General features: G+C 39.6%; 21 protein-coding genes and 1 pseudogene. 8 read left to right on the top strand and 14 right to left on the bottom strand.

Annotation, left to right across the window (positions count from 1 at the left end):
- Positions 1-108: 108 nt before the first annotated feature.
- A complete protein-coding gene (locus tag I6E80_RS11900) occupies positions 109-2,145 on the top strand; it encodes a TonB-dependent receptor (protein WP_197185617.1) in 2,037 nt (678 codons plus the stop codon).
- An 18-nt stretch (positions 2,146-2,163) separates the two neighbouring features.
- Positions 2,164-3,285 carry a PepSY domain-containing protein gene (locus tag I6E80_RS11895; protein ID WP_182738381.1) on the top strand — a complete coding sequence of 374 codons (1,122 nt, stop codon included), beginning with the start codon at positions 2,164-2,166 and terminating at the stop codon, positions 3,283-3,285.
- 121 nt (positions 3,286-3,406) lie between these two features.
- Here the strand turns inward: I6E80_RS11895 and fadE are convergent, their stop codons facing one another.
- Positions 3,407-5,863, bottom strand: coding sequence for an acyl-CoA dehydrogenase FadE (gene fadE / locus I6E80_RS11890; protein WP_182749678.1), 2,457 nt, complete (start codon positions 5,861-5,863; stop codon positions 3,407-3,409).
- Positions 5,864-6,187: 324 nt separating this feature from the next.
- On the opposite strand from fadE, the gene I6E80_RS11885 reads away from it, so the two are divergent.
- Positions 6,188-6,952 carry a class II glutamine amidotransferase gene (locus I6E80_RS11885; RefSeq protein ID WP_197185616.1) on the top strand — a complete coding sequence of 255 codons (765 nt, stop codon included), beginning with the start codon at positions 6,188-6,190 and terminating at the stop codon, positions 6,950-6,952.
- A gap of 32 nt (positions 6,953-6,984) precedes the next feature.
- Here the strand turns inward: I6E80_RS11885 and I6E80_RS11880 are convergent, their stop codons facing one another.
- From I6E80_RS11880 to cmoA, 5 genes are all read right to left on the bottom strand, one after another.
- Positions 6,985-7,719, bottom strand: coding sequence for a DUF3108 domain-containing protein (locus I6E80_RS11880; RefSeq protein ID WP_076924399.1), 735 nt, complete (start codon positions 7,717-7,719; stop codon positions 6,985-6,987).
- Positions 7,720-7,735: 16 nt separating this feature from the next.
- On the bottom strand, positions 7,736-8,383 hold the full coding sequence (purN, locus tag I6E80_RS11875) for a phosphoribosylglycinamide formyltransferase (RefSeq protein ID WP_002959994.1): 648 nt from the start codon (positions 8,381-8,383) through the stop codon (positions 7,736-7,738).
- The gene (gene purM, locus I6E80_RS11870; RefSeq protein WP_165741408.1) at positions 8,383-9,435 is read right to left on the bottom strand and encodes a phosphoribosylformylglycinamidine cyclo-ligase; all 1,053 of its coding nucleotides are present in this window, start codon (positions 9,433-9,435) and stop codon (positions 8,383-8,385) included. Before purM ends, purN begins: the two co-directional genes overlap by 1 nt.
- Before the next feature lie 191 nt (positions 9,436-9,626).
- On the bottom strand, positions 9,627-10,595 hold the full coding sequence (gene cmoB, locus I6E80_RS11865; protein WP_101217174.1) for a tRNA 5-methoxyuridine(34)/uridine 5-oxyacetic acid(34) synthase CmoB: 969 nt from the start codon (positions 10,593-10,595) through the stop codon (positions 9,627-9,629).
- Positions 10,596-10,607: 12 nt separating this feature from the next.
- Positions 10,608-11,333, bottom strand: a complete 726-nt coding sequence (cmoA, locus tag I6E80_RS11860; RefSeq protein ID WP_007378000.1) for a carboxy-S-adenosyl-L-methionine synthase CmoA — start codon at positions 11,331-11,333, stop codon at positions 10,608-10,610.
- A gap of 116 nt (positions 11,334-11,449) precedes the next feature.
- On the opposite strand from cmoA, the gene I6E80_RS11855 reads away from it, so the two are divergent.
- Together I6E80_RS11855 and I6E80_RS11850 are read left to right on the top strand one after the other, a co-directional pair.
- Positions 11,450-12,139 carry a DUF3334 family protein gene (locus I6E80_RS11855; protein WP_101163167.1) on the top strand — a complete coding sequence of 230 codons (690 nt, stop codon included), beginning with the start codon at positions 11,450-11,452 and terminating at the stop codon, positions 12,137-12,139.
- Positions 12,140-12,295: 156 nt separating this feature from the next.
- Positions 12,296-13,084, top strand: coding sequence for a hypothetical protein (locus I6E80_RS11850; protein WP_197185615.1), 789 nt, complete (start codon positions 12,296-12,298; stop codon positions 13,082-13,084).
- Between the two features lie 10 nt (positions 13,085-13,094).
- On the opposite strand, the pseudogene I6E80_RS20465 reads toward I6E80_RS11850, so the two are convergent.
- From I6E80_RS20465 to I6E80_RS11820, 7 genes and pseudogenes are all read right to left on the bottom strand, one after another.
- Positions 13,095-13,332, bottom strand: a pseudogene (locus I6E80_RS20465) (metal-dependent hydrolase); the annotation flags it as partial.
- Positions 13,333-13,363: 31 nt separating this feature from the next.
- Positions 13,364-14,041: a response regulator gene (locus I6E80_RS11845; protein WP_024599834.1), complete on the bottom strand. Its 678-nt coding sequence runs from the start codon at positions 14,039-14,041 to the stop codon at positions 13,364-13,366.
- A gap of 4 nt (positions 14,042-14,045) precedes the next feature.
- A complete protein-coding gene (locus tag I6E80_RS11840; RefSeq protein ID WP_231616782.1) occupies positions 14,046-15,404 on the bottom strand; it encodes an ATP-binding protein in 1,359 nt (452 codons plus the stop codon).
- Between the two features lie 221 nt (positions 15,405-15,625).
- Positions 15,626-16,132 carry a hypothetical protein gene (locus I6E80_RS11835; protein ID WP_197185613.1) on the bottom strand — a complete coding sequence of 169 codons (507 nt, stop codon included), beginning with the start codon at positions 16,130-16,132 and terminating at the stop codon, positions 15,626-15,628.
- Between the two features lie 36 nt (positions 16,133-16,168).
- Entirely contained in the window at positions 16,169-18,352 is a 2,184-nt protein-coding gene (locus I6E80_RS11830) for a YHYH protein (RefSeq protein WP_197185612.1), read from the bottom strand.
- Between the two features lie 230 nt (positions 18,353-18,582).
- The gene (locus I6E80_RS11825; protein ID WP_024599830.1) at positions 18,583-19,083 is read right to left on the bottom strand and encodes a M48 family metallopeptidase; all 501 of its coding nucleotides are present in this window, start codon (positions 19,081-19,083) and stop codon (positions 18,583-18,585) included.
- A gap of 24 nt (positions 19,084-19,107) precedes the next feature.
- Positions 19,108-19,956 (bottom strand): DUF72 domain-containing protein, encoded by an 849-nt coding sequence (locus I6E80_RS11820; RefSeq protein WP_182749666.1) that lies wholly within the window; start codon positions 19,954-19,956, stop codon positions 19,108-19,110.
- A 247-nt stretch (positions 19,957-20,203) separates the two neighbouring features.
- Between I6E80_RS11820 and aspS the strand changes: the two genes are divergently transcribed.
- The 3 genes from aspS to I6E80_RS11805 all read left to right on the top strand — a co-directional run bounded on the left by aspS (position 20,204) and on the right by I6E80_RS11805 (position 22,943).
- On the top strand, positions 20,204-21,982 hold the full coding sequence (aspS, locus tag I6E80_RS11815) for an aspartate--tRNA ligase (protein ID WP_197185611.1): 1,779 nt from the start codon (positions 20,204-20,206) through the stop codon (positions 21,980-21,982).
- Positions 21,983-22,099: 117 nt separating this feature from the next.
- A complete protein-coding gene (locus I6E80_RS11810; protein ID WP_076924392.1) occupies positions 22,100-22,330 on the top strand; it encodes a hypothetical protein in 231 nt (76 codons plus the stop codon).
- 19 nt (positions 22,331-22,349) lie between these two features.
- Positions 22,350-22,943 carry a pentapeptide repeat-containing protein gene (locus I6E80_RS11805; RefSeq protein WP_197185610.1) on the top strand — a complete coding sequence of 198 codons (594 nt, stop codon included), beginning with the start codon at positions 22,350-22,352 and terminating at the stop codon, positions 22,941-22,943.
- Between the two features lie 72 nt (positions 22,944-23,015).
- Here I6E80_RS11805 and I6E80_RS11800 read toward each other — a convergent pair whose 3' ends face one another.
- Positions 23,016-23,339 (bottom strand): hypothetical protein, encoded by a 324-nt coding sequence (locus I6E80_RS11800; RefSeq protein WP_010555318.1) that lies wholly within the window; start codon positions 23,337-23,339, stop codon positions 23,016-23,018.
- Between the last annotated feature and the right edge of the window lie 13 nt (positions 23,340-23,352).

Raw genomic sequence — 23,352 nt, 5'->3', positions numbered from 1 at the left:
AACGCGTCTTTGTATATTTCCTAAATGTAACAAATGTAAAGTTGCTATACTTTTCATTAAAAGAAAATGATAATTCTTCTTATTTGTAATTGAGAAGGAACGTCCCCCTTGAAAAAATTAGCCCTAATGAGTGCCATTTGTGCATCATTTAGTTCACCTATATACGCGCAAGAACTTGCTAAAAATACAGCGTCTGTTGAAAAAATATCTGTAGTTGGTTCTGCAACTAATTTGAGTATTACAGCTGAAGAAATAGAACAATATCAAGCAAGTGATCTGGCTGACATTTTTCGACATTCACCTTCTGTTAGTGTGGGTGGCTCGGTAGGCGTTGCACAAAAGATCTATATTCGTGGTGTTGAAGATTCTTTATTAAATATAACGGTTGATGGTGCACAGCAAACATCAACGTTATTTCATCATATTGGTCGTGTAACAATAGATCCAGACCTACTGCAACAAATCGATGTGCAAGCAGGTGCCGGCGAAGCAACAAGTGGTCCTGGTGCGATTGGCGGCTCTATCCGCTTTAAAACTAAAGACGCGCAAGACTTACTTAATCAAGGTGAACAATTTGGTGGACGTGTTAAAGCAAGTTACTTTTCAAATGACGGTACGCGTTTAAGCACCAGTGTATACGGTAAATTAAGTGATACATGGGGCGTACTAGGGTATTTCAATACTGTGGATCGCGAGAACATGGAAGATGGTGATGGCGATACTATTTATGGTACGGCCGCCGATCAAGATATGATGTTTATTAAAGCCAGTGGTGAGTTAGCAGATAATCATCATTTGTCGGTAAGTATTGAAAAACGCGACGAAGAAGGGGATTTTTCAGCACGCCCTAACTGGGCGGTACAAGAAGGTGATGCTTTGTATCCAAGTGAAGCAGAGCGAGAGACTTACGTTGCTAATTATATATTTTCTCACAATAACTTATTGTATTTAGAGGCGACAGCATACAAAACCGAATCATCTTTTAATGGCGGCCGATTTGCTTGGCTTGCTGACATTGACACATATGGCTTAGATATTCGTAATACAAGTATTATTGATGAACATAAATTTGTTTATGGCGTTGATTATAGAAATGATGAAGTATCGAGTGGGTCTGCAGCAGGTGCAAAAGAAAATTCAGAACAAGGCAGTGTACTGGGTGTTTATGCACAAGGTTATAGTGATATTACTCCACAACTTTTACTGAGTTATGGGGTGCGTTTTGATAGTTATAAGTTTAAACAAGACATCTTATTAGATGAATATTACGGCACTGCAATTACAGAAAGCGCATCGAGTTTAGATGACAATGAACTGAGTTTTAATATCGGTTTAGCATACGACATTAATGATGCTTGGACAGTAGGGCTTGGGTATGCTGAAGCCGCGCGTGGTAAGCAAATAGGTGATGGCTTTACCATTGATGGATATTTATATGACGGTTCAGATATTCCAGTAGCGGATGAAAGTTTAGTACCTGAGACCGTAACTAATATTGAAGCATCCATAACGTACACTAATGAAAATTTATCCGCTAAGGCAAGTATTTATAATTCGTCTTTAGATGATGTGATATTTGAAGGGTATGAAGGAAACTCGGTTTATAACAATATAGGCACGTTAGAGACTAAAGGATTTGAGTTTGACCTAGCATATCGTTTAAATTCATTTGATTTCTTCATTGGATTTTCAGCTACTGATACAGAGCTTGACCCACGTGATGGGTTGTACAGTGTAAGTTATGATGCAATTGATATTAATGGCTATGAGTTTGTCGGTTTAGGGAATAGCAGAGGCAATACATGGGTTGCTGGCGTTGATTACGACATTAACACTGATGCAAAGGTTGGTTTTAGTGTAACTAAAGTCGATTCACTCGATATTAATACTCTTCATCAAGCTGTTGACCTTGGTTGGACCGATTCTTTATATACCCTAAATAAACCAAGCTATACCACTGTTGATTTATATGGGCGGTGGAATGTGACGAATGCATTATTATTTAATGTTGCTGTTACTAATTTATTTAATGAGTTATATATCGATCATTCAAGTGTGGGTGATTACAGTGAAGTATTTGGCACTGTTGTTGGTCCATACGAATCTGGGCGCGATATTCGCTTATCGATTTCTTATCAGTTTTAAGAATAAGTAACTTATTTTATGTTCTTAAAATTGTTTAAAAAGTGGGTCTTTTGGGCCCACTTAATTATAGGTCTAATCGCCGGTTTATTTATTTTTAGCATGTCGTTCACGGGTTTTCTATTAACCTATGAACGACAGATTGTTGAGCTAGATGAAATGCGATTTACTGTAAATAACACCTATGTTCAACAGCGACTATCGACTGATGATGTTGTGGATATTTTGCGAAAATCGCATCCGAGTCAATCACATATTTATATTCGTTGGGTTAATCGAGAAGGGGCTGCCATTCCTGCCTGGGCTGGAAAGCATAGCTACTTATTACACCCTTATACAGGAGACGTGCTTCGTGAAGGAGAGGGGTTAGCGGCTGACTTTTTTCACGTTGTAACTGATATACATCGTTATTTATTACTGCATGGCGCTTCGCAGGTGATTGGTAAAAATATAAATGGCTACGCTAATCTATTTTTTATCTTTTTATTACTATCGGGTGCTTATCTGTGGTTACCAAAGCGATTTAACCGCTCTGCATTAAAAGGATATTTATTACTAGCAAAGAGTTACAAATCATCACATCATCGAAATAGGCAGTGGCATTTAGTTTTTGGAATTTGGTGTTTACCGGTTTTACTCGTTTTGTCATTAACGGCTACTTTGTTTCATTTTGATTGGGCAAATAAGGCACTGTACGGCGCATTTGGACAAAGTGTACCGGAGCGTGAAAAGCATCTACCAGTATTAGATTTATCGGCTGATGAAGTACTGTACGATACTTTATTTCAACAAGCTAAAGTACATGCAATTAATAATGGTGCTGCTGATTGGTATTCAATGTGGTTAGAATTAGGTGACAAAAAACACGAAGCACGTTTTTATATTGATACCAGTATCGGGAATCGCCAAGAATATGCGTATTCATTATTTTTAGATACTCGCACTGGTGATGCAATTAAAACGTTAAAAAAATCGGATTGGACGCGAGGCGATCAAGCATGGGGAACATCTCGATTTTTACATACCGGTGAATACTTTGGTTTTTTAGGGCAAACATTAGCTGGTTTGGCATCATTGCTCGCATGTTTTTTAGTGTATACAGGCATAGTTTTAGCATGGAAGCGATTGATAACTAAGCGCTAATTTACACTTATCGTCGAGTATTTGATTGATATGTGCGATTTGATATATAAAAATTTATTTTACACAAAAAAGCCAGCGCATTAGGCGCTGGCTTTTAGTATTCAAATGCTTACTTAGTTAATTAAGCGGCATTAGCTTCTTTTTTAACGCTATTACGCGCGGCTTTGCCTGCAAGTAAATCAGCCGGGTCAAAGTCATCAACGTTAATAACATCTAAACGAGATTGCTCAACAGCAGCTAGTTTATCAGCCTCTGCTTGGCTTAAAATACCTGCTTCAAGCCCCATTTGCGCTACTTTATCAAGCTGAAAGAATGGCAGTTTAAGGCCTTTTTCTTTACATACTCTTTCAAATAATGGCTCAACATCAAGGACGTCTTTAAGCGTTTGCTCTTGACGACCTACAAGGTTAAGCGGCTCATTTGTTAGGTATACGTAGCTTGCTAAACGGTTACGCGTTTCGCTAGGTACTTGTAGTAGTTGTGCTAGTTTATGCTCAAGTTGGTCAGTTGGTTTACGAACAGGGCGACCAAACGGGAATAACAATACTTTTAACACGGCGCGTAGTGGAGCCGAAGGCATGTTATTAATTAAATCAGCAAGTGCACGTTGGCAATGGTAAAGGTGATCTTGGCAACTCCATTTTACTAGAGCAAAATCTTCTTTTTTACGGCCTTCATCGTTGTAACGCTTAAGCGTTGCAGATACTAAGTATAGGTAACTAAGTAAGTCACCTAAACGTGCTGAAATACGTTCTTTACGTTTTAGTGAGCCACCAAATACTGCCATGCTAATGTCAGACATAAGTGCAAGTGATGCACTAAAGCGTGACGCTATACGGTAAAATTCAGCGGTTTCGTCGTTGTACGGCACACTTGTAAAACGAGCGCCGGTAAGAGCAAGCCACTTAGTACGTACAAGGTTCGACATAGTAAAACCAATGTGACCCATTAGCGCTTTATCAAATACGTTAAGCGCCTCTTCGCGGTCTTCAATTTCGCACGCACCAAGCTCGGTAAGTACAAATGGATGACAGCGAATCGCACCTTGACCATAAATAATCATATTACGGGTCAAGATGTTTGCACCTTCAACGGTAATGGCAATAGGTGCACCTTGATAGCCACGACCTAAATAGTTATTTGGCCCAAGCATGATGCCCTTACCGCCAAGTACATCCATTGCATGAATAGTTGCATCACGCATTTGCTCTGTCAGGTGGTATTTAATAATGGCAGAAACAACCGATGGCTTTTCGCCTAAATCAACCGCACCTGTAGACATACTAACCGCAGCATCAGAGCTGTAAGCGTAACCAGCAAGTTTTGCTAGTGACTCTTCAACACCTTCCATTTTACCAATAGGTAAACGGAACTGACGACGAATTCGGCTATAAGCACCTGTCGCAATAGCAATCATTTTAATGCCACCGGCAGAGTTTGACGGTAACGTAATTGCACGACCAACCGATAAACATTCAACCAACATGCGCCAGCCTTGACCAGCCATATCTGGACCACCAATAATGTAATCAAGTGGTACAAAAATGTCTTTACCGCGAGTAGGACCATTTTGAAATGGTACGTTAAGCGGGAAATGTCGACGACCAATTTCAACTCCAGGAGTATCCGTTGGAATAAGTGCACAGGTAATGCCTGGCTCTTTATTGTCGCCAATTAAGCCATCTGGATCTTGTAATTTAAACGCAAGTCCAAGTACCGTAGCAACTGGGGCAAGTGTAATGTAACGCTTATTCCACGTTAAACTAACACCCACAACCTCTTCGCCATTCCATTGCCCTTTACACACTACACCGTAGTCTGGAATTGAGCTTGCATCAGAACCCGCTTCTGGCGACGTTAATGCAAAACATGGAATTTCTTGACCGCTCGCTAAGCGCGGTAAGTAATGATCTTTTTGCTCTTTTGTACCATAGTGCTGTAATAATTCACCTGGGCCTAAAGAGTTTGGTACACCAACAATTGACGAAAGCAATGTTGATTTACTTGTTAGTTTTTGAAGTACACATGACTGTGCAAATGCAGAAAACTCTAAACCGCCGTATTCTTTTTTGATGATCATGGCAAAGAATTTATTATCTTTTAGATATTGCCATACATCTTGAGGAAGGTCGGTTAGTTCATGCGTTGCTTCCCAATCGTCCAACATGCTGCATACTACTTCAACAGGGCCATCTACAAAGGCTTGCTCTTCAATAGTAAGTTTAGGAACTGGATATTGGTGAAGTTTTTTCCAATCTGGGTTACCGCAAAATAAGTCAGCTTCCCACCACGTCGTACCGGCATCAATAGCTGATTTTTCAGTATCAGACATGCTTGGCGTTACTTTTTTAAACGTAGCAAAAATTGGCTTGATGATATATTGCTGACGAAGGCCAGTAACAGAAAGAGGAACCGCGATGATCAAAAAGATCAACCAGCTAATTAAACCAAAAGCACCCGCAAAGGTACCAATTAATAAAGTTATAGCCGAAACACCAAGTGCTGTGTTCCAACTTGCTCTGTGGTAAACCGCAGTGCAAAGCAACGCGATTAGAACCAGTGTAAATATGAGTGTCATTTTTATTCCTTAATAGAGGTCAGACCACCTCACTTAGAGTAGCGCTAGTAACAGTAATTTTCAAGTACATAACGATGTTAAATTGTAGTAGAAAGTAACTTAAATACGATATTTAATTACCCGACAGAGGAACGCACAATAACTATCGTATAGTCAAAGCATTAACCGTAAGTAGTGTTAACGTAAAAATAAATAAATCTAATAGCAAAATGACATTTTTTAAGTAAGTATAGCCGTTATAGCGGGCTGCAAATTAGTGTACGCTTAATACACAAGTATAACGCTATTTATTTTAATGTATGGTTTTTAAGGGTTATTTTATTAATGTGTGAATTACTTGGCATGTCAGCCAATGTGCCTACCGATATTTGTTTTAGTTTTTCAGGCCTTTTAGAGCGTGGCGGAAACACGGGACCACATAAAGACGGGTGGGGCATTACGTTTTACGAAGGTAAAGGTTGTAGAACCTTTAAAGATCCGCAGCCGAGCTATCAATCTGAAATTGCAAAGCTCGTTAAAGCATACCCAATTAAAAGTGTCTCGGTTATTAGCCATATTCGCCAAGGTAACCGCGGGAGAGTATGCCTTGAAAATACTCATCCTTTTACGCGAGAGTTATGGGGGCGTGAAATCACTTACGCTCATAACGGGCAGTTATCTAATTATCATGATTTAAAAACAGAGTACTATCGCCCAGTGGGTAACACCGATAGTGAACTCGCTTTTTGTTGGTTACTTGATAAAATTCGCGAAAAATACCCAAAGCGTCCAAGTAATATGGCGTCGGTTTTTAGATACGCTGCTAAGTTGTCGCATACGTTGCGTGAAAAAGGGGTGTTTAATATGTTATTGACCGACGGGGTGTTTGTTTTAGCGTATTGCACTAATAACTTACATTACATAACGCGCCGTGCGCCATTTGGTAAAGCAACGTTGATTGATGCCGACATGGTGGTTGATTTTCAACAAGAGACCACACCAAACGATGTAGTGACGGTAATAACAACAAGGCCATTAACTAACGATGAGCGTTGGCAAAAAATGGAGCCGGGAGAATTTGCATTGTTTAAGATGGGTGAGCTAATTTAGCCCACCTATTTTATTACTGATTTATTTAAAAGCTAGTTAGCTTCTTGAGGTTGTTGTGCTGTAGCAGGCGCAACAGCTGTAGGTGCAGTAACAGTAAATGAATTCATTTGAACTTCAAACTGCTCCATACCTTTTTCGCCTTTCCACATACGTACCAGCATGTAATCCATTTCTGGCGCAAACCACGCAATCGCTTGGCGTTTATCGTTATCGTATAAACGTTTTACTTTAATGGCTTCTACATTACCAATAGGCAACGAAATCATCTCGGTGCCAGATACTTCAAAGTTGTAGTCGCGGCGATTACCTTTTTTGTCTATAAGCGGAAATGAAAAGCTCGTTTCACCTTTTTTCAATCCTTCGCGCACTTGCACTTGGTAGGAAATAGCATCCTGAAATTCATCAGTCCATTCGCATTTTAGTGGGTATTCGCTAGCGCTGCTAGTCACTACCTTATTTGTCGTATCAAAATCAATCTTATAATCTTTATCTGGGCCTGTACCGGTGCGGATCATATTGTAATGATGCGGGGTAACCTTGCCATCTTTAAAGGTAAACTCTGATGTTTCTTCACGAGAATCAGAAAAAATCATCCACTCAATATTGCTGTGGTATGTTAGTTCATAAGTATCATCGCCCGTTTTTTTGAGCTCACGAACAGCCTCACCATGATTTTTACCTTTGCGTAAAATATCGTAATTAGCTTGATACTGGGTCAATTCGCCTGCAATTAGGCTAGTTGGAAGTAAAGCGCCCGCACATAACAACAGGGCACTTATTTTTTTATTGTGGGTAGTGCGCGCCGTGTGCAGGAAGTTGTTTTTTGTCAAGAACTGCATAATCTGCTTCCATAGTAAGTCTGTGTTCACTGAACCACTTGACCACCAAAGGATAAATTATATGCTCTTGCTCATGCACGCGTTTTGCTAATGTTTCTGCTGTATCATCCTTGAGTACAGGTATTTGCGCCTGAAGGATAACGGGACCGCCGTCTAATTCTTCAGTAACAAAGTGAACACTTACGCCATGAACATCGTCTTTTGCATCAATTGCTCTTTGGTGGGTATTCAGCCCCTGATACTTAGGCAACAAAGATGGATGAATGTTCAACATTTTTCCAACATATTTTTGCACTAAGCCAGGAGTAAGAATACGCATAAACCCAGCTAATACAACTAGATTTGGCATAAAAGAGTCGATAACGTTCATTAATTGCGCATCGTACGCTTCGCGCGAGTCAAAATCTTTATGACTCAGCACTTTTGTAGCAATACCTGCTTGTTTTGCACGCTCGAGGCCATAAGCGTCTGCTTTATTACTAATAACAGCCGCTATATGTCCGTTTATCTCGCCGCGTTCGCAGGCATCTATGATGGCTTGTAAATTAGAGCCACTACCTGAGATTAAAACTACCAGACGAGTCGGTGCCATTACTTAGCACCACCTACAATTTCAACTTGCTCTTCGCCTGGTGCCGCATCTTGAATTTCACCAAGGTGCCATGCATTTTCGCCCAAGTCTTTTAGCATTGTTAAGCTTTGCTCAAGTTTGTCTGCAGGGACTACTAAAACCATGCCTACACCACAGTTAAATGTACGGTACATTTCGTGTGTAGTAATATTGCCGTTTTCTTGTAACCAATTAAAAATAGGTGGCCACTGCCAGCTATCACCTTTAACTACAGCTTTTGCAGACTCTGGTAATACGCGTGGAATATTTTCCCAAAAACCGCCGCCAGTAATATGCGAAAGCGCATGTACGTCAACGTTTTTAAATAACTCAAGTAAAGGCTTTACGTAAATACGTGTAGGCTCAAGTAAGGTTTCGCCTAATGTTTTACCTTCAAAGTCAGCGCTTGTATCAGCGTTTGACACTTCAAGTACTTTACGAATTAAAGAGAAGCCATTTGAATGAGGACCGCTTGAAGCAAGTGCAATAAGCTGATCGCCTGCCGCTACTTTTGTGCCATCAATAATTTTTGATTTTTCTACAACGCCGGTACAAAAGCCTGCCATGTCGTAGTCTTCACCATCATACATACCTGGCATTTCAGCTGTTTCGCCACCAATTAGGGCACAACCTGAAATTTCACAACCTTTGCCAATACCTGTAACTACGTCAGCTGCTGTGTCTATATCTAGTTTACCAGTTGCATAGTAATCTAGGAAAAACAGGGGTTCAGCACCTTGAACAATTAAGTCGTTTACACACATTGCAACTAAATCGATACCAACAGTATCGTGTTTTTTTAAGTCGATTGCTAAACGTAGTTTAGTACCAACGCCATCTGTGCCTGCAACTAATACTGGTTGCTTGTAGCCTTCAGGAATTTCGCAAAGTGCGCCAAAACCACCAATTCCGCCCATTACTTCAGGACGACGAGTTTTTTTAACTACGCCTTTAATACGCTCAACAAGTGCATTACCAGCGTCGATATCTACGCCCGCGTCTTTATAGCTTAGAGACTGTTTTTGTTCGCTCACAGGTTTTCCTCAAAATAGTTGTTTTGGGTTGCTTAGAAACGCGCGTATTTTACAACAATTGCAGGGTCGCGGCTAGCTCAAATGTAATTTTGAAATAATTAACAAGGACACTTGTCCGCTGTCTGTTGTTTAAATAAACAAAAAAACGCCCATAGGCGTTTTTTTAGTAATTAAAGGCGTTAAATTAACAGCTATGCTTTTGCAGTTAATATGGCTCGAAGTGGAGCAGGGTAGCCTTCAATTGTTTTACTTGTATCGTTTGGATCTAAAAAGTCGATTAACGATTCGTTTTCCATCCAGTCGGTTTTGCGTTGCTCTTCAAGCGTGGTAATAGCACAATCTTTTATTTGTACATCTTTAAAGCCAACGCGTTCCATCCATAGCTTTAATGCTGCAGTACTTGGGATAAACCACACATTGCGCATTTTAGCGTAGCGATCAGTAGGGACTAGTACTGTGTTTTCGTCGCCTTCAATTACTAGGGTTTCAAGTACGAGTTCGCCGCCTGGGCGAAGCTGGGCTTTTAACTGCGCTAAAAAGTCGATAGGTGAGCGACGATGATAAAGTACGCCCATCGAAAAAACCGTATCAAACGCTTTAAGCTCGGGTAATGCTTCAACGCCTAGTGGCAGTAAATGCACGTTTTCGTCTGGATTGTAGTGTTTAATTGCCTGAAACTGACATAAAAATAAATCAGACGGATCAATACCCACTACAAACTCTGCGCCTTCACCGCGCATACGCCATAAATGATAACCAGAGCCACAACCAATATCTAAAACAGTGCGACCTTTTAATGGCTCAATATGAGGCAGCAGGCGGTCCCACTTCCAATCACTTCGCCATTCTGTGTCTATTTCAATACCGTGCACACTAAATGGGCCTTTGCGCCATGGCATCATGCGTTTTAATAAATGCATGGCTTGCTTTTGCTCGCCATCACTCATCTCCCCTGGTGCGCCAATTTCCACCTTAGTAGAAATATCAACGTGTGTTGTAGCCACCTCAGGCAAGTTTTTAAGTACTTTTTGCCATTTAGGTAAATCGCCATGGCTTGCCTCTAACTGCCAATGTTTTAATTGTGCAGGTAGGGTTTCTAGCCAGTGACTAAGTGGGCTTTGTGCGATGGATGCGTAAAATTGGTTAAACCATTGAGACATGGAGGACTCTCTTTATTTAATTGCTACCATTGAGCAAAAATTAAAACATTGATACCACACTTGAGTTTGGCTAAAACCAATATCTTGTAAGCGAGTAAAGTGAGCGCTTAGTGTATCTGGGCGCATAACGTTTTCGATGGCGGTACGCTTTTGGCTTATTTCAAGCTCAGAGTAACCATTGTGTCGTTTAAAGTCGTGGTGCAAATCAATCAATAAATTATCGCATTGCTCGTTTTCAGCTTTAATTTTTTCGCTCAACAGCAATACGCCGCCAGGTTTTAAATTAGCGTATATTTTTTCAAGCACGGCTTGGCGCTGAGCATGCGGAATAAACTGCAGCGTAAAGTTCATTGCTACTACTGAGGCGTTTTGAATCTCAAGTTCGTTAATATCGCCTAAAGTAACAGTAACAGGTACATCTGATTTAAAACCTTGTAAATGTACCTTACAACGCTCAACCATAGCTTGAGAGTTATCTACCGCTATTATATGGCAGTTATCGGTGCGAATATTTCGTCGCATGCTAAGTGTTACTGCGCCCAGTGAGCAGCCTAAATCATAAAGATTTGAGTTACTTTGCGCGTATTCACCCGCAAGTTTACCCATTGTACTGACAATAGTTGCGTAGCCAGGTACCGAGCGCTGGATCATATCCGGAAAAACTTCGACTACATTTTGGTCAAAGCTAAAATCTTTTACTTGTTGCTCAGAGGCATAAATACTGTCTTTTATGGTCACGAAGGCAGTCTCTTTGTAAATAATGGCGCTATTTTAACATTTTATACTGGATAGTCAGTGATAAATTCAGTAGCTTGACTAGAATTATGAATAATAAGTATAAAAGAGAAGATTAAATGAGCAAAAGTAAGGTCATCAGCACAGACGATATATTAGCAACACTTTGTCATTCAGTGACAGGCGTACTCACATCAGCCAGCGGTAATGGTATTAGTTACTCAGCCATGGTGCAAAAAATAACACGTACATGTATGCGACCAGATATTGGCTGCTTTGTTTTATTTGACGGCGGTTTTACAGGGCTTGTAATTACCAACTTTACGTCGCAAGCGGCGATGGAAATTTATGGCGATTACATGCGCAACATGGGAATGCCAGAAGATGAAATAGCGCATAGCCATTTATCAGACGACGTATCAAACGTACTAGGCGAGTTGATGAATCAAATTGTTGGCGACTTTACGTCTAAAGTACGCGAGCAATTACATACCTCGATTACGCAAAACCAGCCAAAAATGATGGCAATAAACAAGCAAGTGCAAATATCGGTAGATACCACGATGGATCGCCCGCAAGCCCGCCGCGTAACATTCACCACAAGTAAACAAAATATCTTTTACTTGGAATTAGCGATGGATAAAACAGAGTTCATTAAATTACACGACTTTGATATTGCAGAAGCACTAGACCCAGATGACATAATTGAAAACGAAGCTAAAAAGAAAGCTGAAAAAGAAAGCGCCAAGGCTAAAGACGTTGTGCAAGACGACGCAGATGACGACTTTATGGCAGGCTTAGGGCTTTAACCTTATGTTGGGTTGCGTGAAACGAAACCCAACGACTGCTCTATCAATTTTTAGTAGTCGGTAGTTAATAAGTTACTTAAATAGTAAACGCGATTCGATATCGCGTTTTTTGTTTATAATAAAGTAAAATTAAAACCTAAAGGAGGGGAGTATTACATGGCAGTTATCTATAAAGAAAATAGTAAAATTTTTAAGGGAGTATTAATTTTCTTAATTGGACTAGCAATAGCTTCAATGGTTGGCATATTTACACTTTGGTTCAAAGGTTTAGGTGTAGGGTACGGAGGGACATCAGAGACTTGGTCACACTTTGGTAGCTTTTTTGGTGGAGTGCTCGGTCCGATACTTTCTTTTTTATCTTTTACTGCGATTATATATACCGTTTATCTTCAATCGGATAGTAATAAAGTTCAAGCTCTAGCAAATAAACAGGCAGCAGAGGATAGGCTTGCTTCTGAAAAGTTAGCTATTAAGTCCCAAAAAGACCAACGTGATGCATTCCAAAAGCGCATAAAGCATGAAAAGCAGCAACAGCTACTATCTTTTTTCATTAATACTTTTGATGAACTTGAAAAACTAGGTTGTGAAGCTACACAGGATTTAACAGAAAAAAATGAGCTAGGGTTTGTTACCTTATCATATAGAACCAATGCTTACGCTTGGAAGGCACATTCAACGTCACTTGTTGTAAAAAGATGCATTGATAAATTTGATAGTGAGAGTGCTGAACTTATTCATATATACGCTACTAAATGCTCGGGACAGGTAAATAATTTTAAGAGGAATATAGCTATCTCTCAAAATGCCCTCATCAATAGTACTGAAGAAATAAATGAGCTCTTAGAACAGTGGAAAGCTACACACTGTAGATTTGAAAATGCCCTAAAAGTATTGAAGAATAAGTACTTTTCAACCTGGAAAGAGGAAAGTAACAATGGAAATTAATCTGAGATTACTAGCCATAAGGATTCTCTCCCACCGCTACAATCACACAAAATATCCTTAAATTTAATTCCAATTGGTGATACTGCGATTCCTTATGGCAGCAACGTTTATAAAAGCCTTTGTTGTGGTCTTTTTCTTTAAAGTTAGCGAGCTCATGTACTACTAACGTTTTTAGTTATAGCTCAAGTGCGCGGAAGCAAATCATTGTTTATCGAAAAATTAATGCGTTGGGAACCATACTTTCCTCGTTTTTAATGCTGTTATTTTAAGCGGCTAAACCTACTCTTTAAACTTATAACCCACACTATAAACTGCCGCTATTGGGTTTAGTCCTGCTTGAACGTCGTTAATCTTTTTTCGTATATTTTTAATATGTGTATCAATGTTGCGATCGGATATGTCGGTTGTGTCGCTGTATACGTTATTAATAATATCTTCGCGGGTAAAAACACGACCTACGTGGCTTATAAATAGTAAAAATATTTTAAACTCGACGGCGGTAAAGCCAATACTTTTGCCGTTTAGGCGCGCTTCGTAATCGTCTTTGTGTAATTGAAAATTATTATGATTGATGATGTTGGTTTTAGGCTGGCTGGTCCTTCTTAGTACGGCTTTTATGCGTGCTATAACTTCTTTAGGGCTGAAAGGTTTGCATATGTAGTCATCGGCGCCGAGCTCTAAACCCAGTAAGCGGTCTATTTCTTCACTTTTTGCGGTAAGCATAATAATAGGCACACTTGAAAAGGCTCTAATTTGCTTACATAGCTCTATGCCATCAACATCTGGCAACATTAAATCAAGAAGTATTAAATCTACTGCGTTTTGTTTTACAAAACTAACTACACCCTTGCCGCTATTAAAGTGCTCAGTTTCGTAATCTTGTTGCTTAGCGTAGGCAATAAGTACCTCTGCAATGTTTTCTTCGTCTTCAACGATAAGTATTTTTTGTGATGCCATTATTTTAACCTAAAAGTGCCAGCGTTATTTTAACTTCTAGTCCACCAAGTGGTGAGTTGTGCAACGATATTTGACCACCATGTGCTTCTATTATTTGTTTGCAAAGTGCGAGCCCTAAGCCCGAGCCGCCGTGCTCTCGGCTTCGAGATTTTTCAACGCGATAAAAACGCTCAAACAATTTTTGTAAGTCGTTTGGTAAAACACTTGGTGCTGAGTCTTGTAAAATAAGCTCAATATTATTGTGTGTTTTGTTGGCAAGTATTATTACTTGCCCACCTTTATGCGTGTATCTGCAGGTGTTTTCTAACAGGTTTGAAAATAATTGTACAAGGCGTTCTTTATCGCCATTTATTATACATTTGCCGGCTTTGGTTAAGCTTTTGCTGTCTACATTTAATTCACGCTCTTTAAAGCGAGCAGTGTAGTTTTCAATTGATTGCTCAAAAATAGTGATTAAATCAATGCGCGCATTGTTATAGGTTAAATTAACGCTATCTGTTTGTGCTAGTTGAGCTAGGTCGTCAACAATGTGGCTTAAGTTATCTACTTGGTTTATGAGTAAATTAATACGCTTTGTGTCGGCTGTAAATACGCCATCTTGCACGGCTAGTAAATGCGAGCGTAGTACGGTAAGTGGGGTTCTTAATTCGTGAGATGTGTCTGACACCCATTGGAATCGCATTTGTTGGTTTTGCTCAAGCGTGTGGGCTAAGGCGTTAAAGTTGTTGGATAGGGTACCTAGCTCATCTTTACTAGAGGGGATGATTCTGCTGGCAAAATTTCCTTTTGTTAACTCATCGGTGCCAGTCACTATTTGCTTTATTGGTTTTATTAAATGGCGAGATAACACAATAGCCATAATAAATGCGAGCACAATAACGAGTAATGTGATCATAAAATAGTTATGAAATTGCGCTGCTAAAAATGTTTTTGCTGGGCTACTTTGCACAAGTTTTGAAGGTACTAAACCTATCCAGCCTATAACGTTATTGTTTAATAAAATAGGTTCTATATGTGGGTTGTCGTTTAAATTAGCCCTACCAACAACAACCTTTTTATTTTGATCATATAAACTTATACGTTGCCCTGTTTTAAGTGAACCTGCAGGTAAATGTACCCACAATAAAGAAGGTGTTGCATTGCTGTTATTTGGTTTGGGTGGGGTGCTTGTGTGTTTATTCGCTTTGGGCTCGCCTGGCTTTTTTTGCGGCTCTACAATAGAGCGCCATAATTGCGTGCTTTGTGTAATGGGTTGCCAACTGCCTAATCCGCTATAAAACTCAATAAGTTGATGCTTAACCATTGCTACATGTTTTGTTTCTTCTTGTTGAACAAAGTCGTTAAAACCTGACGAAAAGGTCATGTATATAAACACAAACATAAGCCCAACAAGGGCGATATTAGTGATAAAAAAAGCTAAAAAGAATTTATGTATTAATTTCACTGATTGGCAAATAGTAAAGATCATGACGTTAACGTACCAAGCAGTATTGCATATTGATTATGTGCCTACAATTAGCGTATTTAGGGAGTTGCTTACTAAAATCCTTTTTAAGTAAGCTTTTAGGTATGTTGATTCTTGGCCTAGAACTTTATTTTTGCGGTATCGCCAGCACCCAGTAACTTATATTGTGGCTTTACAAAGCTTACGTGTACTGCGCCTAAACTTTTAGGGAACGATATGGCAAGCTCATCTACTGTTGTAAATGTGTGCTTCGCTTGAAAAACAATTTCTAGGTCGTGCGCTTCGTTGTTGCTGGTGGTAAAAGCGACGCGTTCAAACACGATAACTTGCTGATTTATACGTAAGCTCGTTTTTTGTTTAAGTGCATTTTTTACAAACTCTTCTTGTTGCTCTGCACTTAAGTTTGTAGGCATAAGCTTATCAATATCGCCCATAAGCCATGCTTGCTCGCTTTGCAGCGCTGAGATTAAATGCTCAGCATTAGTTAATACTTTTACTTCAACTTGTCCATCTCTTAAAATTACTTGGGCTGTTGTGTTTTTTAATACATGTGCGCTCACTTGAGCGCACATACTTGTTAAAATACACGCTAGCATTAGCCATTTTAATTTTTTAAAAAAATACATAATTACTACCTTTTATTGAAGCGGAGACCTTTTTGTTTATTGAGGTTGCTCAATAGTTACTTTACAAATAAGGGTGTTGTCGGTTTCTAAGTCTTCGCCCCATATGAATTTTGCGTTTTCATCCCAGTTAATATCGTCGTAACCGTCTTTTGGTCCTACATCGGCAAAGTTGTGCTCTACTGCATTAGCCCAATTCGTATCGTCAAAGTTACTTTGCAGCCAGTTAGTTGGTGCTTCTTTTGACATAAACGTACAAGCGCCTTCGCCCGCAACAGGGTTTGTTTCGCTTTCGCATAATTTGTTAAGCGGCGCTTTGTGAAGTATTTCGCATTTAAAGCTTTTATTGCTTACCGCAACCACTTTATTTGTATTGGTGTCGGTAAGTTGCATAATAAAACCGCCATCACCCATTTGCTGATTTTTAGCGCCGATGTATTCAAGCCCAGTGTCGTTTTGCTTAAAGTCTTTAATTATTAAATTAAGCTCAATAGGGTAGTTTGCAGAAAACGTAATGCTTTGTGCATTAAATGAACGCTCTGTGGTTATAGGCACAGAATCTTCAACAAGTAACTGCTCGCCTATGTAGGCTGTAAACCAGTTATCAGCCCATGCTTCTAGCTTTAAGTTATGCTTGCCTGTAATGGCAGGATTTGTATTTTGCTTAGTGACTGTAGGAGTAAGGTGATTTGGTTGCGGACCTCTACAAAATGTACCTGTTTGAACCTTGCCACCATTACTGATAGTTTTTTGTTTAAAGTTATAACAGTCTTTTCCCTCTGATGCAGGGCTGTACGTAGTAAAGTAGTTTTCGCCTTTGTATGAATAGCTCATTGTACGGCTGCCATTTTCAGAGATTGTGTGCGTTAGGTTTTTAACGCCTCCTTGTGGCGGGCGCAAGGAGGCTCTTATACCTTGAGTATCGCCACTCAGTGGTGACACTCTTGGTAATTTTGCGGTATCTACTTCACCTACTAAGCACTGAATAATATACGGCGGCGTAGCTGATGTTTGATAGCGGTAGCCAAATGTGTCGTCGGCTTGCCCATTACATACATCAAGGTCACCTTTGGCAATTGCACTGCCGTCTGGGTTTTTACTACCATAGAGCGGGTAACCATCGTAAGCCCAACCAATAATGGCATCGCTTGATTGGTTTTTCATTGTGTCAATCATACACGTTGGCGATACGTGGTAATGGTAGTCATCACCTCGTCCTGCGTGTCCGCCGCATATATCTAACTGTCCGAGTGCTAACGTGTCGTGTTTCTCATCGTAGCTATTTACGTCTAGTTCGCCTTGCGAAGAATAGTCGTATATTGGTACGCCATTAACGGCAACACCTACGGCTGCATCAATTGTAGTAATTGCTTTTGCTTTTTTAGGATTTAGTTTTATAGGTGCGGCGTAGTCTTTAGCTGGAACGGGTATTTGCTCGTTAGTACCTGTAATACCAGTCATTACTTCATGATCAGGATAAGTAGATGAGGCAATATAAGCATAGTGTTCATCGCACGTAACAGATACGCTTTTATCAAACCCTGCATTACTCATTGATTGTGTAATAGCATCGCAACGAGGTGATTTTACGTTAGCGGTTAAATATGATTTATCAGGCTTTGGTTGCTCATTTGGTTTTGGTCTTGCATTAGGTTTGTGCTCGGCGCTATTGGCGCTTCGCGAGTATTTAACCGTCATACTTGCAGTATCGAGCGTAATATCTTTTACAGCAGCGAGTAATGCTGAGCGATCTACTTTTGTATCGCTATTAAAGGTAACCGGTGCAGATAACGCGTACACAGTATAAGTATAGCTTTTTTCACCCGGACCTTTAGAGCAAGGCGGTGCGTATTGGTTTAAATCGTTTACGCTATTAGAGCCTACTTCACCGAGAGTTTCGCCCGCTTTAATTTGTGTTTTATCGGCGGTAATATTATACATGGTCCAATACCAATGCATTCCCTCTGGCGCTTTATGATCCATAATTAATGCATAATATTTGGTTGTGTCAGGTGCACCGCTCCAGTTAAGTGGAGGGCTAATGCTTTGCCCATCGCACGTATAAGTAATAGGCAAGTTACCGCCACCGCTTACCTTTGAGCTTGTTAGAGTAAAATCATTGAGGTTTGATTGTTGAAGTGATTGGCTGTTTTGCTCGTTGCAGGCACTTAAGGTTACACAGCACAGTGCACTGAGTAAAAAGGCATAGGTATTTTTCATCATTTAAAACTCCAAAGATTAAGAGTACATAGAAAGAATTAGCTATTACAGAGTGTAGTTCTCAATTGTAGGGCAATTATGTAGTTTTAAACTTTTTGTTTTTATTAAGGACAGGCGTTAAGTTGTGAGTTGCTTACGGGGATAAAAGACTGGGTATGAACGCTTGGTTATGGAAGTAAATATTAACTTAAGCATGGGCGTTATTTTCACTCAGTTAAACAACGGTAAAATCCTTATTTTAAATAAGGATTTTCTCCCATTGCGACGACCACACAAAAAATTCTTAAATCTAACTCTAGCTGGTGATAACTCGGCTCCATATGGCAGCAAAGTTGATAAAAGCCTTTGTTGTGATCTTTTTCTTTAAAGTGGGCAAGCTCATGTACCACTAACGCTTTTAATAATGGCTCGGGAGCACGCAGTAAGTCGCTGTTTATCGCTAAATCGTGCTTACGGGTTTTACCTTGCATTCGATACGTATGTGTACCAAGTGCATTAGTAACCATGTCACCTTGCTTTTTAAATGCTGCACGACCAAATGGTGGCGCATTTTTTAAATACTGTTTTTTAAGCTCGGTTGCATAGCTATAAAGTAATTTATCGCTAGTAATGGTATGTGCTTGCGGGTACTTTTTAAGTAAGTAGTCACATACCTTGTTGTTATTTATAAGGCTTAATACTTGCTCAACAATGTTAGCTGGGTAGCCGGTAAAGTAACGTGCGTATTCACTCATTATTATTTCTCTGTCGTTTTACTTTTAAAAAAGTGCTTGCTGGTGGGCTTCTTTTTCGCCAGTAAATGGGTTTAATGCTTTGTGATCATAACCTAGGTCCTTACAAAACTGGCGAGCTAATAACGGCGCTTCTCGGTTATCTGCTGTATGAAAAAACACATAGGGCGTTTTTCCTTCATCAAGCCATTGTTTTACTTTACTTAGCCACGGTTTATAAAAGGGTTTAAAGTCATTTTGTAAATCGGCTATTACAAAGCGCGCCATAGGCTCTGAGCCAGTAGCTATTGCATGTACCGGTAAGTGGGGCTTTTTTTGCTGTGCATCTATTAGCGCTTCGGTTGTTGGTTTTACCGCAAATAGGGCGCGAGTATCCATCGATATGCGATTTAGGTTGTTTGCCATTAATAACTGATTAAGCGCTATTTCGGCTTCACCCTTTTGAAAAAATGCAGTATGACGTACCTCTACGCCGTAATTAACCTCTTTTGGTAATAGGCTAATAAATTGGGCGAGTTTGGGTAAGTCACCAGGACCAAATGCTTTAGGTAATTGCAGCATGATTTGCCCGGTTTTTTCTAAAATAGGGGAGAACAAGTTAAGCCAATCAGTAAGCTCGGTTTGAACATTAGTTAGGTGCAGCTCGTGGCTAAAGCGACGATTAAACTTAAAAGTAAATTTAAAATCGTCGGGAACGCTATTTGCCCAGCGCAACACGGTGCTTGGCGATGGATCGGCGTAAAAGCTGGTATTGCCTTCAACTGAATTAAAATGCTGAGCATATTGGCTAAGCATATCGGCGTTTTTACATTGGCTTGAAAATAAATTGCCTTTCCATGCATTGCTCGACCACTGCGGGCATCCAATATATAACATACAAACTAGCGCCTTATTATAAAGTGGCGATAGTGTAGCAAATAACAAAACGAGCTGCTGTAAATTCAGGGGCAAAAGCGGCACACGCCCTAGCATCTTGATACTACTTGGGTATAATGCAGGGCTTAATTTGATTATTTTTAGATTGCTAGCGGCTTTATTTGTATTGTGGTGACCTGTTTTTTAAATCACACGCCTTAAAACAAATAACTTTAACCGTTTAAGCCTTTTATCTGACAGGAAAACTATGCGCTCTATATATTGCGGACAGCTAAATAAAACTCACGTAGATCAAGAAGTAGAACTATGTGGCTGGATCAACAAACGACGTGACCTTGGTGGACTTATCTTTGTCGATTTACGCGATAGAGAAGGTTTAGTACAAGTTGTATTCGATTCTGATATTGAAGAGTTAATGAGTTCGGCTAATACACTTCGCCAAGAATTTTGTGTTCAGTTAAAAGGTGTTGTTCGCGCACGCCCAGACAGCCAAGTAAATAAAGACATGGCAACAGGGGAGATCGAAATCTTAGGTAAAGAGCTTACTATTATTAACCGCTCAGAGCCATTACCACTTGATTTTAACCAAGTAAACTCAGAAGAGCGTCGTTTAAAATACCGTTACCTAGACCTACGTCGTCTAGAAATGAGTGACCGTATTAAATTACGTGCTAAAGCAAGCAGCTTTGTTCGTCGCTTTTTAGATGAAAACGGCTTTTTAGACATCGAAACACCTGTACTTACTAAAGCAACGCCAGAAGGCGCGCGCGATTACTTAGTACCGAGTCGTGTTCATAAAGGTAGCTTTTACGCTTTACCACAGTCTCCACAGTTGTTTAAGCAATTGTTGATGATGTCGGGTTTTGACCGTTACTACCAAATTGTTAAATGTTTCCGTGATGAAGATTTACGCGCCGATCGCCAACCAGAATTTACCCAAATAGATATAGAAACCTCGTTCATGAGCTCTGATCAAGTACGTGGTATGACTGAAAAAATGATCCGCGAAATGTGGCAAACATTGCTAAACGTTGATTTAGGCGATTTTCCAATTATGCCTTACAGCGAGGCAATGAGCCTTTACGGTTCTGATAAGCCAGATTTACGTAACCCGATGAAATTAGTTGATGTTGCAGATTTAGTTAAAGACGTAGAGTTTAATGTTTTCTCAGGTCCGGCTAACGACGAAAAAGGTCGCGTTGCTGTGTTAACTGTACCAGGTGGCGCTAAGCTTTCTCGTAAACAACTTGACGATTACACTAAGTTTATTGGTATTTACGGCGCTAAAGGCATGGCGTGGATGAAAGTAAACGACCACACTGCAGGCGCTGAAGGTGTTCAATCGCCAGTAGCTAAGTTTTTAAGCGAAGACGTAATCACAAAATTACTTGAGCGTACTAATGCACAGTCTGGCGATATTATTTTATTCGGTGCCGATAAGCGCAACACAGTAAATGAAGCAATGGGCGCGCTACGCGTTAAGATTGGTGTTGATTTAGAAATCACTAACCTTAATAGCTGGGCACCACTTTGGGTTGTAGACTTCCCAATGTTTGAAGAAGATGACGAAGGCACATTACATGCTGTACATCATCCATTCACTGCACCAAAAGATATCACTGCAAGTGAGCTCGAAGCAAACCCAGCCGCTGCTATTTCAGACGCCTACGATATGGTATTAAACGGCTACGAAGTAGGTGGTGGTTCGGTACGTATTCATAATGCAGATATGCAAGAAACCGCATTTAGAATTTTAGGTATTAACGAGCAAGAGCAACAAGACAAGTTTGGCTTTTTACTTGATGCACTTAAATACGGTACACCACCACATGCAGGTTTAGCATTTGGCCTTGACCGTTTAGCAATGCTTTTATGTGGCACCGATAACATTCGTGACGTTATTGCTTTCCCTAAAACAACACAAGCGTCGTGTTTATTAACCAACGCGCCAAGCAAACCTAACCTTGATTCGTTAGCTGAGCTTGCAATTAGTGTTGTAGAAAAAGAAGTATCAAGCGAAGAGTAATTATTACTTAGCTTTTGAGCTGAATTTAAAAACCCTTAAGTTATATGCTTAAGGGTTTTTTTATGGTTAAATTTATAGCAAAGTGTGTTTTAAACGAACAGATGAAAAGGAATTATTATGTCGATCAATGCAACCTTATTTGGTGAGTTTTTAGTTTTTATTATTGTGCTGTGTATTCCTATTTTTGCTGTAATTAGCTACAAAATAGGTAAGCGTAAAAGTACTATGCCGGGTGTTTTAGCTTTTGTGGGTGGCTGTTTAGCGCTATTTCCACTACTTGCTTTGATTTTTATTGCAGTGCTTGCGCTTAAAAAAGATTTACCTAAAAGTAATGGCTACACGGGTTAAATTTAATAGGTGAATTGCGTTGTTAAGTAATAATAACCAGTATTTTGATGAACAATTTAATGCTTTACAGTACGCAGAGAAATTAACTGAAAACTCTGAGTTTGAAGAGTGTACGTTTATCGATTGCGACTTTTCAGACGGGCAGTTTAAAAATTGCCGATTTATAGAATGTAGTTTTAAAAACAGTAATTTATCGTCACTTAAATGGAACTACAGTTCGCTTGAAAATGTAAGTTTTAGCCACTGTAAATTAAATAGTTTGCAATGGGCTGATGTAGATTGGCCAGCGCTTAGTATTAACGCACCGGTGAGTTTTAATTATTGCGAGCTCAGTAATAGTTCTTTTTTTGAATTAACACTCAAAGCCCTCAAACTAACACACTGCTTTGCCAAAAATGTTGATTTTAGACACGCTGATTTAAGCGGTAGTGAATTTACAGGAACAGATTTTCGCGATAGTGAGTTTTTTCAAACTAACTTAACAAAATGTGATTTTGTAGGTGCTACAGCGTTTAATATAGATTTGAATAATAATATGTTAGCGAATGCTAAGTTTGATCGCTTCGAAGCACTTAATTTGCTTACCAGCCTTAATATAGAGCTTTGTGATTAATTTAGTTTAATATGGTTACATACCTAGAAGCGACAACTTAGCTGGGCTTCTAGATACTGCGTGACTGTGTAATTAACGGCTTGGGCCATTTTTATTACGTGCACTGGCAAGCTGTCTTGCGATTTCTAATAACGCTGGTGAAATATCTTCAGCGCCATCTTTAATTAGTTTTGTAACGTCACCTGACGAAAACAAACCGTCACGCGGTGATTTAATACCTAACTCACGAACAAAATCCTTCGTTTTACCTGTGCTGCCTGTTTCAATAAACTTAAAAATAATACGTTCATTGTTGTTTTTAGCAGGTGCTTTTAGTGTTTCGATTTCGTCATGTATTGCAGTTAGTTTGTCTTCTAAAATTTCTATACGTTCTTGAATGCTATTGTATGATTTCATTTATTGGATCTTT

The sequence above is a fragment of the Pseudoalteromonas sp. NSLLW218 genome (assembly GCF_015864775.1).
Classification (GTDB): domain Bacteria; phylum Pseudomonadota; class Gammaproteobacteria; order Enterobacterales; family Alteromonadaceae; genus Pseudoalteromonas.
The sequence above is the reverse complement of the archived record's forward strand: the minus strand, read 5'-3'. Positions and strand labels throughout refer to the sequence as shown.